This is a genomic window from Streptomyces sp. NPDC048566, from assembly GCF_043199735.1.
Classification (GTDB): Bacteria; Actinomycetota; Actinomycetes; order Streptomycetales; family Streptomycetaceae; genus Streptomyces.
On sequence record NZ_JBICWL010000003.1, the window covers coordinates 339,245 to 353,167 of the forward strand.

Consider the following 13,923-nt stretch of genomic DNA (forward strand, 5'->3'; position numbering starts at 1 on the left):
GCCCCTCCTTAGCGTGACTCGGGTACCACCCCCCTCGAACAAGGAGTGATCATGGGCAAGGGTTCCATGGACAAGGCCAAGGGCAAGGCCAAGGAGATGGTCGGCAAGGCCACCGGCAACGAGCGCATGCAGGCCGAGGGCAAGACCGACCAGGCCAAGGGCGACGTCCGCGAGGTCGCCGAGAAGGCCCGGGACAAGGCCGCCGGTGCCCGCGACGCCCTCCGCGACGAGCGGTAGCCGAGGCCCTTCCGGCTCGCGAGGGCGGCTCCCGGCCAGGATCGGGAGCCGCCCTCGCGGTGCGGTCCGGAGAACCTCGCCCCGTCGTGTCGAGAACGCGCCGCCGGCGCCGTCCCGGCAGTGAACGCGACCACAATGGATCGCACCACGACGGAGGAGAGCACCATGGCCAAGTACCTGCTGCTGAAGCACTACCGGGGCGCCCCGGCCGCGGTCAACGACGTCCCGATGACCGAGTGGACGCCGGACGAGATCTCGGCCCACCTGCAGTACATGAACGACTTCGCCGCCCGGCTGGAGAAGACCGGCGAGTTCGTCGACGCCCAGGCGCTCGCCCCCGAAGGGGCGTTCGTCCGGTACGACGGCGAGGGCCGTCCACCGGTGACCGACGGACCGTTCGCGGAGACCAAGGACGTCATCGCCGGCTGGATGGTGATCGACGTCGACTCCTACGAGCGGGCCGTGGAACTCGCCGGGGAACTGTCGGCGGCGCCGGGCGCGGGCGGCAGGCCGATCCACGAGTGGCTGGAGCTCCGCCCCTTCCTGGGCGCGCACCCCTGCACCACGGAGTGACCTCCGCGATGGACGAAGCGCTGCTCCGGCGCCTCACCCCGGAGGTGCTCGGTGTCCTCGTCCGCCGCGGAGCCGACTTCGCGGCGGCCGAGGACGCCGTGCAGGAGGCACTGATCGAGGCGGTCCGCGGCTGGCCGGCCGACCCGCCGCGCGACCCCAAGGGGTGGCTGGTCACGGTCGCCTGGCGCAAGTTCCTCGACGCGACGCGGGCGGACACCGCCCGCCGCCGGCGCGAGGAGAGCGTCGACGAGGAACCGCCGCCCGGTCCCGCCCCGGCCGTGGACGACACGCTGCGGCTCTACTTCCTGTGCGCGCACCCCTCGCTGACGACGTCGTCGGCCGTCGCCCTGACCCTGCGGGCCGTCGGCGGCCTGACCACCCGCCAGATCGCCCGTGCCTACCTGGTGCCGGAGGCGACGATGGCGCAGCGGATCAGCCGGGCCAAGCGCACCGTCTCCCGCGTCCGCTTCGACCGGCCCGGCGACGTCGCGACCGTGCTGCGGGTCCTCTATCTCGTGTTCAACGAGGGATACTCCGGGGACGTCGACCTCGCCGCCGAGGCCATCCGCCTCACCCGGCAGCTCGCGGGCACTGTGGACCATCCCGAGGTGTCGGGGCTGCTCGCCCTGATGCTGCTCCACCACGCGCGGCGGGCCGCGCGGACGGCGCCGGACGGCAGCCTGGTGATCCTCGCCGACCAGGACCGCACCCGCTGGGACACCACGATGATCGCCGAGGGCGTGCGGATCCTACAGGCGGCCCTGGCCCGCGACCGGCTCGGCGAGTACCAGGCGCAGGCCGCCGTGGCCGCTCTGCACGCGGACGCGCCGACCGCGGCGGAGACCGACTGGGTGCAGATCGTGGAGTGGTACGACGAACTCGCCCGGCTGACCGACAGCCCCGTGGTCCGCCTCAACCGGGCCGTTGCCGTGGGTGAGGCGGACGGCCCGCGGGCCGGGCTGGCGGCACTCGCGGAGCTGGATTCCGGCCTGCCCCGCCACGCGGCCGTCGCCGCGCACCTGCACGAGCGCGACGGCGCCCGGGAGACGGCGATACGGCTCTACACCGAGGCCGCATCCCTGGCCTCCAACGTCGCCGAGCGCGACCACCTGACGCGGCAGGCGGCGCGTCTGAACGCGACCCGCCCGACCCGCCGGCGCTCGGGCGTGCCCGAGACCGACGGGGGAGTGCGGGGCGACAGCGGGGCCGACGGTGGCCGCGCTCACCAGTAGTGGCGGCGACCGCCCACCTCACGCCCGACCGCTCCGAGAATCCAGAGCACGGCGCCCACGGCCAGCAGGATGACGCCGATGGTCCAGAGAATCCCGATTCCGGTCAGGAGACCGATGACGAGCAGCACGACTCCGAGAATGATCATGGCGTCCTCCGGTGCCGGGGCGTCGTCCGGAGGCGCCCCCGTCTGAGACCCGAGTGCCCGCACCGTGGCGGCGCAAACACGCCGGGTTCTCCTCGGCCGCGGTGGTGGCGGTGGTCATGTCGCCCTCATGCGGCCCGCCTCGATGCGCGGCCCCGGACCGCGCCATCGGCACGACCGCTCAGCCGGTGGGTTGCCAGGCGGCCTGCGCGGCCTGCACGGTGGCATGAGACGGGAACACCTGGTCCAGCCCGACCATGCGGAAGACGCGGCTGACCGCCTTCGGCACCGCGGCGAGGGCGATGCCCGCGCCGGTGGCCAGCGCGCAGTTGCGGGCCGCGATGAGCACCGTGATCCCGGTGGAGTCACAGAAGGTGATGCCGCCCAGATCGAGGACGAGTTGCCCGCCCGGGGGTAGTACGAGGCCCGCGAGCTGGGCGCGCACCTGGTCCGCGCTGTGGAAGTCGAGTTCCCCGGTGAGTTCGATGACGGAGCCCGCGGCATGGTGATGTGTGCTGAGGATCAGATGGGTCACAGCTGCTCTCCACTGGGGATGCAGGGCACGTGGATGGCGAGGACGGCGGTGTCGTCGTCCACGCCGGTGCCGAAGGTGTCGAGCAGGTCGCGGACCGCGTCGACGGCGTCCGAAGCCGTCGTGGGCGCGAGGGCGCGGGTGAAAGTGAGAAGGGCGTCGTCGCCGTAGCGGCCCTCGGGCGCCCCCGTGTGGGCTTCGGTGAGGCCGTCCGTGTGGAGCAGCAGGGTGTCTCCCGGAGCGAGGTGCACGGCCGTGGTGGCGATGTGCGCGTCGGTCAGGGCTCCGATGAGCTGACCGCCGGGTGTCGGCAGGATGTCCGCGCTGCCGTCGGCACGCATCAGCAGCGCGGGGGGATGGCCGCCGCCGGCCAGGGTGACGCCGAAACCGCCGCGCTCCGGGTCGGGCGTCAGCAGGCCGAAGACGACGGTGCAGAAGCGCGGGTCGCTGCCGTTGTACTCGTGGTTGAGGACGGTGTTGAGATTGTCCAGAACGGCTGCCGGATCGGGGTCGTAGACCGCGGCGGCGCGCAGCGTGTAGCGGGCGAGCGAACTGACGGCCGCGGCGGCGGCGCCCTTTCCGCACACGTCTCCCATGAAGAGGCCCCAGGTGCCGGCCGCGAGCGGGAAGAGGTCGTAGAAGTCGCCGCCGACCTGGTCGGCGGAGGCGATGTGGTAGTAGGCCGACACCTCCAGACCCGGCACGTCGGCCAGCGTGGGCGGAAGCAGCGTCTGTTGCAGGGTGGTGGCCAGATTCTGCAGGCGCTCGCGCTCCTGCTCGGCCACCGTGCGGGCGCGGAGCAGTTCCGTCTCGTACGCGCGGCGGTCGCGGGCGTCGAACAGCGTCGTGCGGATCAGCAGGGGCTGTCCGTCGTGACCCGACTTGACCGTCGACGTGACGAGTACGGGCAGCCGGGAACCGTCGGCGGACCTGAGTTCCAGGGCGATGCCGCTGACCTCTCCCTGCATGCGCAGCAGCGGTGCGTAGTGGGTCTCGTGGTAGATCCGGCCCCCGACGGTGAGCAGGTCGGAGAAGTGCTTGCGGTGGAGCAGGTCCTCACGGCGGTGGCCGAGCCAGTTCAGCAGCGTCGTGTTGACCTTCTCGATCCGCCCGTCGAGCCGGGTGGACAGATACCCGCAGGGCGCGTGTTCGTAGAGGTCCTCGACGCTCTCCTTCAGGAGAGCGTCGAACTGGGTGGTCTCGTCCACAGGTCCGCTCCCCGGGCCTTCCCCGGGGAGGTCAGTACGCCTGCCCATGGTCCGGCAGCCCCTTCGTGAACGTGGCGATCGCCGAAGCGGTCTCCTCCGGTGCGGCGAGCTGCGGACAGTGGCCGGTGGCGTTCAGCGTGACCAGGCGGCTGCCCGGGATTCGGGCGTGCACGAAGGCACCGACCTCCGGAGGAGCGATCGCGTCGCTGGAGCATTGCGCCACCAGGGTGGGTACCGGCACCGATGCCAGATCGGCCCGGTTGTCGGCGAGGAACGTGACGCGGGCGAAGACCCGGGCGATGGCCGGGTCGGTGCGGCAGAAGCTGTTGGTCAGCTCCTCGCCCAGCTCGGGCCGCTCGGGATTGCCCATGATGACCGGAGCCATCGCGCCCGACCAGCCCAGGTAGTTCGCCTCCAGGGACTGGAGGAGTTCGTCGATGTCGTCGGCGCTGAAACCGCCTCGGTACCCGGTCTCCGGATCGTCCACGAAACAGGGCGACGGCGCGAGGAGCACGAGCCCGGCGAAGGCGTCGGGTTCCCGAGCGGCCGCGAGTACGCCCATCATCGCGCTCACCGAGTGCCCCACGAAGGTCACCGGGCCGAGGGAGAGTTCCCGGCACAGCTCCAGCACGTCGTCGACGTAGCCGTCCAGCGTCGCGTGCCGACTCGGGCTCCACGCGGACAGATCCGATCTCCCGGCTCCGACATGATCGAAGAGGACGAGACGGAAGTCGCGCTCCAGAGCCGGTGCCACCAGCCGCCACATGTTCTGGTCGCACCCGAATCCGTGTGCCGCCATCACCACGGGCGCACCTGCTCGTCCGGTCACCGTGACATGGTTCCTGCGCAGCACGTCCATGGGGCCATCCTCGCAGTCTCGTGCGGTCCACGGCGCCGCTTCGAGGGGGACGCGCGTCACGGCCCCGTTCAGCGGACGCTCGCCGCCGGAGTCCGGGCCAGCGGCAGGTCGGCGGTCAGACGCTTGCCGGTGGCCGTCCGCTCGACGGTGAGGCACTGCGCGAGGGCGGTGACGATCTCCAGGCCGTGTTGTCCCACTCGGTCCGGATCGATCGCCCGGGCGGTCGGAAGGACGGAGCTGCCGTCGGAGAGTTCGATGCGCAGCACGCCGTCGACAGCCTGCAGACGCAGGCGGGCCGGGCCGGGTGCGTGTCGGCGGGCGTTGGTGACCAGTTCGCTGACGACCAACTGGACGATCTCCACCGTGTCCGTCGTCACCGGCACCCCCCGCGTGTCCCGCACCACCGCCAGGAAGTCCGCCGCCATGCGACGGGCCTGGGAGATGCGCGTACCGTCGCCGTCCAGGTCGAGTGATGTCTCCGGCGAGGGAGGCGTGCCCGCCCTCGTCACGTCGACAACGCCGGATGATCGGTCCATGTGCGCCCGCTTTCGTCCTTCGCCGACTACCCCCGCAGGCGGCGCGTACGCGCGCCCGGGCACGTTTCCCGTCCGGTGGATTCCCCGATGCCTCGCCGGGGGGACCGGCCGGCCCGCGGCGGAGACGCTTCCCCCCCCGGCACCCGCGTCTTCGGACACGGAGAAGGCGTTCACCCCGAGAGGCGAACGCCTTGACATCCGTGGTTCCGCGGACCGCCCCGTCCGCGGTCGCTCACTGCGTGCTGAGCATGCCGGCGCGCAGTTTGGCCAGGGTGCGGTTGAGCAGGCGCGAGACGTGCATCTGGGAGACCCCGAGGTGCTCGCCGATCTGCGCCTGGGTCAGCTCGTCGACGAACCGCATGTGGATGATGCGGCGTTCCCGCTCGTCGAGCCCGGCGATCATCGGGGCCAGCGCGTTGAAGTCCTCGACGAGTTCCAGGGCGTTGTCGTCCGAGCCGATGAAGTCGGCGAGCGCCGCCTCGCCGTCGTTGCTGGAGCTGATGGTGGCGTCGAGGGAGGAGGAGGTGTAGCCGTTGGAGGCGAGCCGCGCCTCGTTGACCTCTTCCTCGCTCAGGCTCATGAGCTGGGAGAGTTCCTTGACCGTGGGCGTCCGGCCGAGTCGGCTGCGGAGTTCCTCGGTGGCCTTGGCGAGCTGGATCCGGGCTTCCTGGAGGCGGCGCGGGACGTGCACGGCCCAGCTGGTGTCGCGGAAGAAGCGCTTGATCTCGCCGACGATGTAGGGGACGGCGAAGGAGGTGAACTCGACCTCGCGGGTGAGTTCGAACCGGTCGATCGCCTTGATCAGGCCGATGGTGCCGACCTGGACGATGTCCTCCATCTCGTCGTGGCTGCGGCTGCGGAAGCGCGCGGCCGCGTAGCGGACGAGGGTGATGTTCATCTCGATGAGGGTGTTGCGCGCGTACTGGTACTCGGGCGTGCCCTCTTCGAGAACGGCGAGCTGGTCGAAGAACAGCCGCGACAGTTCGCGGGCGTCCTTCGGAGTGACCCGAGACGGGTCGGTCACCTCCGGAAGCGCCGCCCTGTGTGCTTCCGTCACTGCGGTCACCGTCATGTCAGATCCCCTCCCTACTGCGTCGGCCCCCGTACCGCCGGCTGCTCGTGGCCGACGCATTGGGCGGTTACCCCGCCCTGAGACGTCCACACCAGAATATTCGAACGAGAGGCGGTCCCGGTACCACCGGGCGCCCCGGACCTCGGGTGTCGAGGTCCGGGGCGCCCGCCGACGACCCGAAGGACCGGTGCGGGGAGAAGACCGCCGTCCCGGCGCCGTGACTCAGCTCTCGCTGCGCGGCGGGCGGGTGGCCGTCTCCAGGTAGAAGGCGTCGATGCTCTGGACGGCCTGCTCGAACTCCGACAGGTTCACGGGCTTGGTCACGTACGCGTTGGCGTGGCTGTTGTAGGCGCCGGCCACGTCGTCGGGGGCCGAGGACGTCGTGAGGACCACCACGGGGATGGTCTGGAGCTCGTCGTCGGTCTTCAGGACCTGGAGCAGCTCGCGGCCGTTCATCCGGGGCATGTTGAGGTCCAGGACGATGAGGTCGGGCCGCACGCTGTCCGGGTCGCGCAGGTGCTCCAGCGCGGCGACGCCGTCGGTGACCTGGACCAGGTTGCGGGTCCCGCGCTCGGACAGAGCCTCCTCGATGAGCATGGCGTCGGCGACGTCGTCCTCGACGAGCAGGACGTCGAAGGGACGAGTGGGGGTGGTCATCATCGGTCGCTCCGTGGGTGCTTCGGGGGAGTGGTGGAAGAGTCCGGGCCAGCGGCGCCGGGCGCCCTGCCGTGTCATGTCGCATGCTTCGCCGATCTGCGGGTATCCGGCGCCCGCACGGGCGGCGTCCGCCGCCGCTTCACGCTGGAGGCGTTCGGCTGCCCGCTGGAGGTGGGTCAGCACGTGCAGACGGGTCAGTGCCCGCGTGGGATCGTCGGGTGTCGGCGGAGGTGGGGGATCGTCCATGAACCGGTGGGCGATGCGCCGCGCGAGTTCGTCGACCGCGGCGTCCGCGACTGCGGCCGTCTCCTGCGGGGTGGTCGGCACGACGAAGTTCTTGCCAGGCATACCCGGCACATTAGGCCCCTGACCGCCCCCGCGACAACAACCGTTGTCGAAAGCCCTCTAGAGTGTGCGCTGCGCCGCTTCCATGACGGCGATCACGACGGAGGAGTCACAGGATGACCGGCGACGAGAGGCTGCCGCACACGCGGGGGCTGTCCACCTGGACGACCCGGCGGTGGCTTCAGGTGGGAGTGGCGGTGTCGTTGACCGTCCTCGGCCTGCTCGGGGTGACGGGAGCCTGGATCCTCGGGCGGACGGCCTCCCTCAGCAGCGATCTCGTCGACGTCAGGTCGCCCGCGCTGACCACCTCGATCCGCCTCGAATCGGCCGTCCTCAACCAGGAGACCGGCATCCGCGGCTACGGCCTCACCGGCACACCGGACTTCCTCGCCCCCTACCGTGAGGGCGTCGCCGACCAGAAGGTCCACACCGCCCGGCTGGTGGAACTGCTGCGCGGCGACGCCTCCGCCCTGCGCGACCTGAAGACCGTGCAGGACGAGATCGGGACCTGGCAGGCGAAGATCGCCCGTCCCGTCGCCGCCACACCCCCCGGAGCGCCCTCGCCCGAGGCGAGCCGGCGCGCCGCCACGGGGAAGAAGGACTTCGACCGGATCCGGGCGGCCATGACCGCCCAGCAGGACCGGCTCCGTGAGGAGCGGGTCCGGGCGCGGTCCGATCTGGCGTCCACGATGCGCCTGCGCAACGCGGTCTTCGCCACCATCGCGGGCCTCATCGTCGTGCTCGCCGTGATCGTCTTCGAAGCGCTCCGCCGCGGCATCACCACGCCCTTGGAGCGGCTGGGGGCCGACGCCCGCACCATCGCCGACGGCGACTTCGGCCACCCCATCAGACCGATCGGCCCGGCCGACCTGCGGCGGCTCGGCGGCGAGTTCGAGAGCATGCGCCGCCGCCTGGTGCGCGAGCTGGACTTCAGCGAGGAGGCCCGGCTGCGCCTCGACGCCCAGTCGGCCGACCTCAAGCGCTCCAACGCCGAGCTGGAGCAGTTCGCGTACGTCGCCTCGCACGACCTCCAGGAACCGCTGCGCAAGGTGTCCAGCTTCACCCAGCTGCTCCAGCGGCGCTACGGCGGGCAGCTCGACGAACGGGCCGACCAGTACATCGACTTCGCGGTCGACGGGGCCAACCGCATGCAGGTGCTGATCAACGACCTGCTCGACTTCTCCCGCGTCGGCCGCGTCCATCACGCCCTCCAGAGCGTGGACCTGGGCGCCGTCGTGAAGCGGACCCTGTCCGCCTTGAGTGTCGGTATCGAGGAGTCCGGCGCGGTGATCACCCGGGACGAGCTGCCGACCCTGGTCGCCGACCCCACCCAGATGTCCATGCTGTGGCAGAACCTCATCGGCAACGCGGTCAAGTTCCGCCGCCCCGGCGAGTCCCCCGCGATCCACCTCTCGGCCGAACGGGACGGCGAGCTGTGGCGCTTCGCGGTGACCGACAACGGCATCGGCATCGACCCGGAGTACGCCGAGCAGGTCTTCGTGATCTTCCAGCGGCTGCACACCAAGGACACCTACCAGGGCAGCGGCATCGGGCTCGCGATGTGCAAGAAGATCGTCGAGTTCCACGGCGGCACCATCGGTGTGGACCCCGACTACCGGGACGGCACCCGCATCACCTTCACGCTGGCGGGCGAACCGCCGGAGGCGGGGCTCGGCGACGCCGATGCGCGGGAGGCGCGCGACGTCACGCCGGCCGGCTGACCGCCCCGCCGGGGGCGCGGGAAGCGCCGTCCGAAACCGGACGCCGCCCCCCGCCCCCCCGCCGGATGCCGAGGACGCGCCGAGCGGGCCGCACGGGCACCGCTGCGGCGCGTTCTGACACCCGTTCAGCGGCGCGGGCCTCGATGCCGCCCGAGGCCCGGGCCGTGGGCTCCGGCCGCCCTGCTCCGCGGTGCGGCACCGCCGACCGGACGTGCGGCGTCCAGCAGACGCTGCACGGCGGGGGAGCGGGGGCCGAGCCGGAGCCGCCGGTGGCAGCGGCTCCAGTTGTCCAGCACGTTCAGCAACGCCGAGTCGGCGAACACGACATGCCGCGTGTCGAGGCTGAGACGGACGTATCCGGACGCGGCGGCCGAGGCCAGCAGCGCCCGCAGCGGCAGGCTGCTGTGGTGGTCGATCTCGCCCTGGAGCTCGATGCGCAGGGACTGGTCGAGGGTGGTGCAGGAACGGATGATTATGTCGCCGGGCGTTGCCGCGCCCGGTTCCTCCGCGCGGTCGGTGACGCCGCCGGCGGCGCTCGGATCGGTCAGTATCGGAAGGATGCTCGCGGTACTCACGCCATGATCAACCGGCGGGCCCGAGCCCGGGGTGCGGGTGATCACCCGGCTGTACGGAAGATCCGCTCCACCGGGCGAAAATCGTCCCTCGCCCGGGTGGTGTACGCCCCGAGGAGCGTCACACGCCACCGAGCGCCACGGATCGGCGGGTCGTCCCTGAACGCGCTGGTCGGCTGCCGCCGCGAAATCCGTGCGCCGTCGGTGCTCAGCCGCGGCGCGGCCCGAGCACGCAGAACTCGTTGCCCTCGGGATCGGCGAGGACGATCCAGGGCTGCTCTCCCTGGCCGATGTCGGTGTGCCGGGCGCCCCGTGCCAGCAGGCGGGCCACCTCGGCGTCCCGGTCCTCGGGTCTGAAGTCGAGGTGCAGCCTGTTCTTCCCCGTCTTGTCCTCGGTGCCGCGCACGAAGAGCAGGCCCGGCAGGCGGTCCGGCTCCGGACGGATCTCGAACTCCTCGGACGAGTCGTCGACCACCGTCCAGCCGAGCGCGTCGGCCCACCACCTGCCCAACGCCGCGGGGTCCGCCGCGTCGACCACCACCTGCTCCCATTCCAAGGTCATGGGGCCGAGCCTAACGACTGCGGCCGAAGGACACTCCCCGGCCCGCCGCGTGTCCGTTCCGGTCCGACGCCGCCCGGACGAGGCGGCTTGTCAGCGGGCCGGGGGAGCGGCCGGGCGGGACGCCGGCCCCGCGGGCCGGCTCGCGGGGCTTCTCCCGGTTTGCCGGCTCACATCCGGGCGCGCAGCACATCGACCTCGCAGCCCGGTGCGAACGGGTCGAAGCCGTGCTCGGTCAGCCAGCGGACCACCAGCAGGCTGCGCAGCGACCACCAGCCGCGGATCACGTCGAGGTCGACGGCGGCGCCGTATCCCGCGAGGACGTCGTCCAGGCGGTCCTCGTGCCCGAGCGTGAAGGTGGCGAGGTCGTGGAGGGCGTCACCCCGGCCCGCTTCCGACCAGTCGATGATGCCCGTCACCGTGTCGTCCTCGACGAAGACGTGCGCGATCTGCAGGTCGCCGTGGGTGAACGCGGGCGTCCACGGCCGGACCGCCGCCCGGGCGACCCGGCGGTTGCGGGTGACCAGGTCGGCCGGCAGGACGCCGCCGGCGACCAGCGACGCGCACTCGGCGTCGAGTTCCGCGGCCAGGTCGACGGGGTGTCGCCCCGCCCGGCCGACACGGCGCGGCAGTGGCGCGTCGTGCAGCCGGCGCAGGGCGGCGCCCGCCGCGGCCCACGCGGCGGGCGATCCGGTCGACGGTCCGCCCAGCCGGCCGAGCGGCGCCCCCGGGAGCGCGGCGAGGGCGAGCACCTGCGGCTTGTGCCACAGGACCTCGGGGGTCGGGACGGGCGCGAGGGACATCGCCTCCACCTCGACGGCGATGCGCGCGGGATCGGCGTCCACCTTCAGGAACATGTCGCCGACGCGGAGGGTCGCGCGCTCCGAGTGGGCGACGACGACCGTGACTTCGTCCATGGGCGACCAGTATCCCGGTGGCGGCCACGGACGGCGCCTGACTTTGCGGTTTGCGCCGCCGTGGCCGGCCGGGCGCCGGTCCCCGGCGGGCCCGTACGCCCCTGCTCCCGTGGCGCGGCCGGTCTCCGGTGCACCGCCGGGGCGTTCCGGTCCGGGCCTCGCGTGCCCTGACCGGGGCCGGGGGTTCCTCCGAGGCGCGGATGCGATGACGGACTCCGCCCGCCCGCTGAGACCGCGAAGGGGGCCGCCCTTCGAGGGCGGCCCCCTTCCCCGGCGTAGCGGGTCAGCCGCGGCGCAGCATCATGACGACGGCGACGATGACGATGATGAGGACGACGGTACCGAGTCCGATGTACACGGCTCTCTCTTTCCTTCGGAGGAGCGGCACCACTCGGTGTCGCGGAAAGCCTGGTGCCCCGGGCCGGCGCTTGTAGGCATTCCGGCCGGTTCCCGCCCGTCGCGGACCCGCTCGGTGCGGGACGCGGTGGAGCCCTCCGGAGGGGTCGGCCCACCGGCCGGGCGCCGCCGGGGCTGGTCAGGGAAGCCGTGCCGGACCGCCCGAGCCCTTGCGCGGGTCGTGCGGTCCGGCGGGGTACCGCAGGGGCTCAGTCGCCGGGCACGGTGAGGGTGACCGTGGTGCCGGACGCGGCCCGCGTCCCGGGTGCCGGTGACTGCGCGGTCACGGCGAGGGAGTCGTCGCCGATGCCGGAGCCGTCCGTGAAGGCCATTCCGTAGTCGAGGTCGGCGAGCCGGCTTCGGGCTTCGGCGACGGTGTCTCCGGTGAGGTCGGGGACGACGCCTGGGGAGGCGGCGGGCCCGGAGCCAAGGGTCGAGGTCGGGGAGGGGCTGGCCGTGGCTCCCGTCGGTGAGGGCGGGCCGGTGCCGTCGGCGGCGCCGTTGCAGGCGGTGAGGGCGGCGGTCGCCAGCAGCAGGCCGGCGAGGGGGAGGGCGGCGCGGCGCGGCGCGCCGGGGACGCGGTGGTGCATGGCGGACTCCCCGTCAGTGGGGCCCCGGGACATTCGGGGCGTGCAGGACATCAGGGTGGCGGACGCCCCGCGCGCCACGCCATACGCATCGCGGCGTACCTCGCTCCTCGGCCCGACCCGCCGCATGGTGCGGGTCCGGCCCCAGCCGGGGTCGTCCTCGACGGGTGCCCCCGCCGGCCGTCCGGCGCGTTTCCGTGCGTCGTCGGCGACCTCACTTCTCGCCAGAAAAGAAGAAAACGAAAAAATCTGGCATTTCACCCATCCGGTGACGGGCTCGCCTCGGATCAGGGGTGTGATCGAGCCGGGCCGGTATCGCGGACTCGCTTCGGGGGCGGGTCCGCGGTCGTGACGCCCGGCATCCACGAAAGGGCTCCCGAGAAGCCCTCGTCCCGAGGAGGTACCGATCATGGCCACCCGGAGCATGATCAGCACGGCCGCCGCGGCAGCCGCCGCGATCGCACTGCCCCTGTCCGTCGGGCTGCTCGCCCCGGCCGCGCACGCGGACGACGGGGGGACCTTCGGGCCCGCCTGCTCGTCCGTCCCCAGAGAGGGGGCCGGCAGCCTTGAGGGCATGGCACAGGACCCGGTGGCCACGGCCGCGTCGAACAATCCGGCGCTGTCGACGCTGGTGACGGCGGTCAAGAAGGCCGGCCTGGTCGACACGCTCAACAACGCCAAGGACATCACCGTCTTCGCCCCGACCAACGACGCCTTCAAGAAGATCCCGAAGGCCGACCTGGCGAAGATCCTCGCCAACAAGGACCAGCTCACGAAGATCCTCACGTACCACGTGGTCGGCGAGACCGTGGCGCCGAACCAGCTGCCGAAGGGCTCCTTCAAGACACTGGAGGGCGCCAAGCTCACCACCGACGGATCGGACGGCACGTACAAGGTCGACGACAGCGCGAACATCGTCTGCGGCAACATCAAGACCGCCAACGCCACGGTGTATCTGATCGACAGCGTCCTGATGCCGCCTTCGTAGAACCGAGGGCAACACCTCGCAGGGCGGTCGGCGCGGTAGCCCGCCGGTCTCCGGCCCTGGAGATCGGTCCGGATCGCGGCCCTCGGGGACGTGCGGTCGCGGTCCGGGACACCCGCGCGATGCCCGCCCCGCGCTCCCTCCCGTGTGCGCGGGGCGGTGCTCGTGACGCCGTGCAGGCGGATCTGCCACGCCGAACCGGGGGCTGGTGCGGCCGTCCTGACGGAGTGTGCAACGGCACGACGCGTCCTCCCGACGGGTCCGGCCGGGAACCGTCCGGCGAAGGCTCCGAAGGGCGGGGGCCGGGCCGGGAGCGCACGCTCCCGGCCCGGCCCCCGGGCGTCTTCCGCCGCCCTGCCGGGCGGTTCCGCGCGGAGCGCGCCGAACCTTCCGAACCCCCGGTGGTGATGATCCCGAATCCGGGGTACACGGCCCGCCATGGCACCGAAGACCGAACGCGTCCTGTTCCTGCGGGCGGTGCGGACCCTGCACCGTGTCCGTACCTTCTACGTGATGGGCATCCTGCTCTGGAGCACATCCACCCTCTGGACGGCGTGGCAGTCGCCCGGGACCCGGCAGATGTGGGTCTCCGCGCTGCTCCTCGCCGTCTTCTCCGGCCTGCTGCTGACGGCGACGCTCTCGCTGCGCCGGCTCCACCCCCCGAAGACGGGCGAGCCCGCCCACCACGCGGCTCCGCGCAAGGTGACCGCCCGGCCGAGGGCGGCCGCACCCAGCAAGGCCACCGCCTGAACAGGTGCCGCACCCCTTGCGCAACTCCGCGGGGCTGTCTTG

Annotated in this window: 17 protein-coding genes; 6 read left to right on the forward strand and 11 right to left on the reverse strand. The window is 72.2% G+C overall.

Annotated features, from left to right (window positions below; genetic code table 11):
* Nucleotides 1–51: 51 nt before the first annotated feature.
* From ACGFS9_RS08315 to ACGFS9_RS08325, 3 genes are all read left to right on the forward strand, one after another.
* The gene (locus ACGFS9_RS08315; protein WP_393251542.1) at nucleotides 52–237 is read left to right on the forward strand and encodes a CsbD family protein; all 186 of its coding nucleotides are present in this window, start codon (nucleotides 52–54) and stop codon (nucleotides 235–237) included.
* Nucleotides 238–402: 165 nt separating this feature from the next.
* Nucleotides 403–810, forward strand: coding sequence for a YciI family protein (locus ACGFS9_RS08320; RefSeq protein ID WP_393251653.1), 408 nt, complete (start codon nucleotides 403–405; stop codon nucleotides 808–810).
* Between the two features lie 8 nt (nucleotides 811–818).
* Nucleotides 819–2,042, forward strand: coding sequence for an RNA polymerase sigma factor (locus tag ACGFS9_RS08325; RefSeq protein ID WP_393251543.1), 1,224 nt, complete (start codon nucleotides 819–821; stop codon nucleotides 2,040–2,042).
* On the opposite strand, the gene ACGFS9_RS08330 is transcribed toward ACGFS9_RS08325, so the two are convergent.
* From ACGFS9_RS08330 to ACGFS9_RS08360, 7 genes are all read right to left on the reverse strand, one after another.
* Nucleotides 2,033–2,188 carry a DUF6131 family protein gene (locus ACGFS9_RS08330; RefSeq protein ID WP_393251544.1) on the reverse strand — a complete coding sequence of 52 codons (156 nt, stop codon included), beginning with the start codon at nucleotides 2,186–2,188 and terminating at the stop codon, nucleotides 2,033–2,035. The two genes, ACGFS9_RS08325 and ACGFS9_RS08330, sit on opposite strands and share 10 nt — an antisense overlap.
* Nucleotides 2,189–2,366: 178 nt before the next feature.
* A complete protein-coding gene (locus tag ACGFS9_RS08335) occupies nucleotides 2,367–2,720 on the reverse strand; it encodes an STAS domain-containing protein (protein ID WP_393251545.1) in 354 nt (117 codons plus the stop codon).
* Nucleotides 2,717–3,973 (reverse strand): PP2C family protein-serine/threonine phosphatase, encoded by a 1,257-nt coding sequence (locus tag ACGFS9_RS08340; RefSeq protein ID WP_393251546.1) that lies wholly within the window; start codon nucleotides 3,971–3,973, stop codon nucleotides 2,717–2,719. Before ACGFS9_RS08340 ends, ACGFS9_RS08335 begins: the two co-directional genes overlap by 4 nt.
* Nucleotides 3,957–4,784, reverse strand: a complete 828-nt coding sequence (locus ACGFS9_RS08345; RefSeq protein ID WP_393251547.1) for an alpha/beta fold hydrolase — start codon at nucleotides 4,782–4,784, stop codon at nucleotides 3,957–3,959. Before ACGFS9_RS08345 ends, ACGFS9_RS08340 begins: the two co-directional genes overlap by 17 nt.
* A 68-nt stretch (nucleotides 4,785–4,852) precedes the next feature.
* A complete protein-coding gene (locus ACGFS9_RS08350) occupies nucleotides 4,853–5,320 on the reverse strand; it encodes an ATP-binding protein (RefSeq protein ID WP_393251548.1) in 468 nt (155 codons plus the stop codon).
* A 232-nt stretch (nucleotides 5,321–5,552) separates the two neighbouring features.
* Complete coding sequence (locus ACGFS9_RS08355; RefSeq protein ID WP_393251549.1) at nucleotides 5,553–6,392, reverse strand: RNA polymerase sigma factor SigF; 840 nt, start codon at nucleotides 6,390–6,392, stop codon at nucleotides 5,553–5,555.
* A gap of 222 nt (nucleotides 6,393–6,614) precedes the next feature.
* Complete coding sequence (locus ACGFS9_RS08360; RefSeq protein ID WP_393251550.1) at nucleotides 6,615–7,397, reverse strand: response regulator; 783 nt, start codon at nucleotides 7,395–7,397, stop codon at nucleotides 6,615–6,617.
* 113 nt (nucleotides 7,398–7,510) lie between these two features.
* Between ACGFS9_RS08360 and ACGFS9_RS08365 the strand changes: the two genes are divergently transcribed.
* Nucleotides 7,511–9,115, forward strand: a complete 1,605-nt coding sequence (locus ACGFS9_RS08365) for an ATP-binding protein (protein ID WP_393251551.1) — start codon at nucleotides 7,511–7,513, stop codon at nucleotides 9,113–9,115.
* 125 nt (nucleotides 9,116–9,240) lie between these two features.
* Here the strand turns inward: ACGFS9_RS08365 and ACGFS9_RS08370 are convergent, their stop codons facing one another.
* The 4 genes from ACGFS9_RS08370 to ACGFS9_RS08385 all read right to left on the reverse strand — a co-directional run bounded on the left by ACGFS9_RS08370 (nucleotide 9,241) and on the right by ACGFS9_RS08385 (nucleotide 12,149).
* On the reverse strand, nucleotides 9,241–9,690 hold the full coding sequence (locus tag ACGFS9_RS08370; protein ID WP_393251552.1) for an STAS domain-containing protein: 450 nt from the start codon (nucleotides 9,688–9,690) through the stop codon (nucleotides 9,241–9,243).
* A 205-nt stretch (nucleotides 9,691–9,895) separates the two neighbouring features.
* Nucleotides 9,896–10,249: a VOC family protein gene (locus ACGFS9_RS08375; protein WP_393251553.1), complete on the reverse strand. Its 354-nt coding sequence runs from the start codon at nucleotides 10,247–10,249 to the stop codon at nucleotides 9,896–9,898.
* 167 nt (nucleotides 10,250–10,416) lie between these two features.
* The gene (locus ACGFS9_RS08380; protein WP_393251554.1) at nucleotides 10,417–11,163 is read right to left on the reverse strand and encodes a phosphotransferase family protein; all 747 of its coding nucleotides are present in this window, start codon (nucleotides 11,161–11,163) and stop codon (nucleotides 10,417–10,419) included.
* A gap of 605 nt (nucleotides 11,164–11,768) precedes the next feature.
* A complete protein-coding gene (locus ACGFS9_RS08385) occupies nucleotides 11,769–12,149 on the reverse strand; it encodes a PASTA domain-containing protein (protein WP_393251555.1) in 381 nt (126 codons plus the stop codon).
* Between the two features lie 406 nt (nucleotides 12,150–12,555).
* Here ACGFS9_RS08385 and ACGFS9_RS08390 point away from each other — a divergent pair, with 406 nt between their 5' ends.
* Together ACGFS9_RS08390 and ACGFS9_RS08395 are read left to right on the forward strand one after the other, a co-directional pair.
* Nucleotides 12,556–13,134, forward strand: a complete 579-nt coding sequence (locus tag ACGFS9_RS08390; protein WP_393251556.1) for a fasciclin domain-containing protein — start codon at nucleotides 12,556–12,558, stop codon at nucleotides 13,132–13,134.
* Nucleotides 13,135–13,569: 435 nt separating this feature from the next.
* Nucleotides 13,570–13,881 carry a hypothetical protein gene (locus tag ACGFS9_RS08395; protein WP_393251557.1) on the forward strand — a complete coding sequence of 104 codons (312 nt, stop codon included), beginning with the start codon at nucleotides 13,570–13,572 and terminating at the stop codon, nucleotides 13,879–13,881.
* Nucleotides 13,882–13,923: the final 42 nt, after the last annotated feature.

Coding starts and splice junctions, on each gene's coding strand:
- ACGFS9_RS08315 (WP_393251542.1), top strand. CDS start 52: ATGGGCAAGGGTTCCATGGACAAGGCCAAGGGCAAGGCCAAGGAGATG.
- ACGFS9_RS08320 (WP_393251653.1), top strand. CDS start 403: ATGGCCAAGTACCTGCTGCTGAAGCACTACCGGGGCGCCCCGGCCGCG.
- ACGFS9_RS08325 (WP_393251543.1), top strand. CDS start 819: ATGGACGAAGCGCTGCTCCGGCGCCTCACCCCGGAGGTGCTCGGTGTC.
- ACGFS9_RS08330 (WP_393251544.1), bottom strand. CDS start 2,188: ATGATCATTCTCGGAGTCGTGCTGCTCGTCATCGGTCTCCTGACCGGA.
- ACGFS9_RS08340 (WP_393251546.1), bottom strand. CDS start 3,973: ATGGGCAGGCGTACTGACCTCCCCGGGGAAGGCCCGGGGAGCGGACCT.
- ACGFS9_RS08345 (WP_393251547.1), bottom strand. CDS start 4,784: ATGGACGTGCTGCGCAGGAACCATGTCACGGTGACCGGACGAGCAGGT.
- ACGFS9_RS08350 (WP_393251548.1), bottom strand. CDS start 5,320: ATGGACCGATCATCCGGCGTTGTCGACGTGACGAGGGCGGGCACGCCT.
- ACGFS9_RS08355 (WP_393251549.1), bottom strand. CDS start 6,392: ATGACGGTGACCGCAGTGACGGAAGCACACAGGGCGGCGCTTCCGGAG.
- ACGFS9_RS08360 (WP_393251550.1), bottom strand. CDS start 7,397: ATGCCTGGCAAGAACTTCGTCGTGCCGACCACCCCGCAGGAGACGGCC.
- ACGFS9_RS08365 (WP_393251551.1), top strand. CDS start 7,511: ATGACCGGCGACGAGAGGCTGCCGCACACGCGGGGGCTGTCCACCTGG.
- ACGFS9_RS08375 (WP_393251553.1), bottom strand. CDS start 10,249: ATGACCTTGGAATGGGAGCAGGTGGTGGTCGACGCGGCGGACCCCGCG.
- ACGFS9_RS08380 (WP_393251554.1), bottom strand. CDS start 11,163: ATGGACGAAGTCACGGTCGTCGTCGCCCACTCGGAGCGCGCGACCCTC.
- ACGFS9_RS08385 (WP_393251555.1), bottom strand. CDS start 12,149: ATGCACCACCGCGTCCCCGGCGCGCCGCGCCGCGCCGCCCTCCCCCTC.
- ACGFS9_RS08390 (WP_393251556.1), top strand. CDS start 12,556: ATGGCCACCCGGAGCATGATCAGCACGGCCGCCGCGGCAGCCGCCGCG.
- ACGFS9_RS08395 (WP_393251557.1), top strand. CDS start 13,570: ATGGCACCGAAGACCGAACGCGTCCTGTTCCTGCGGGCGGTGCGGACC.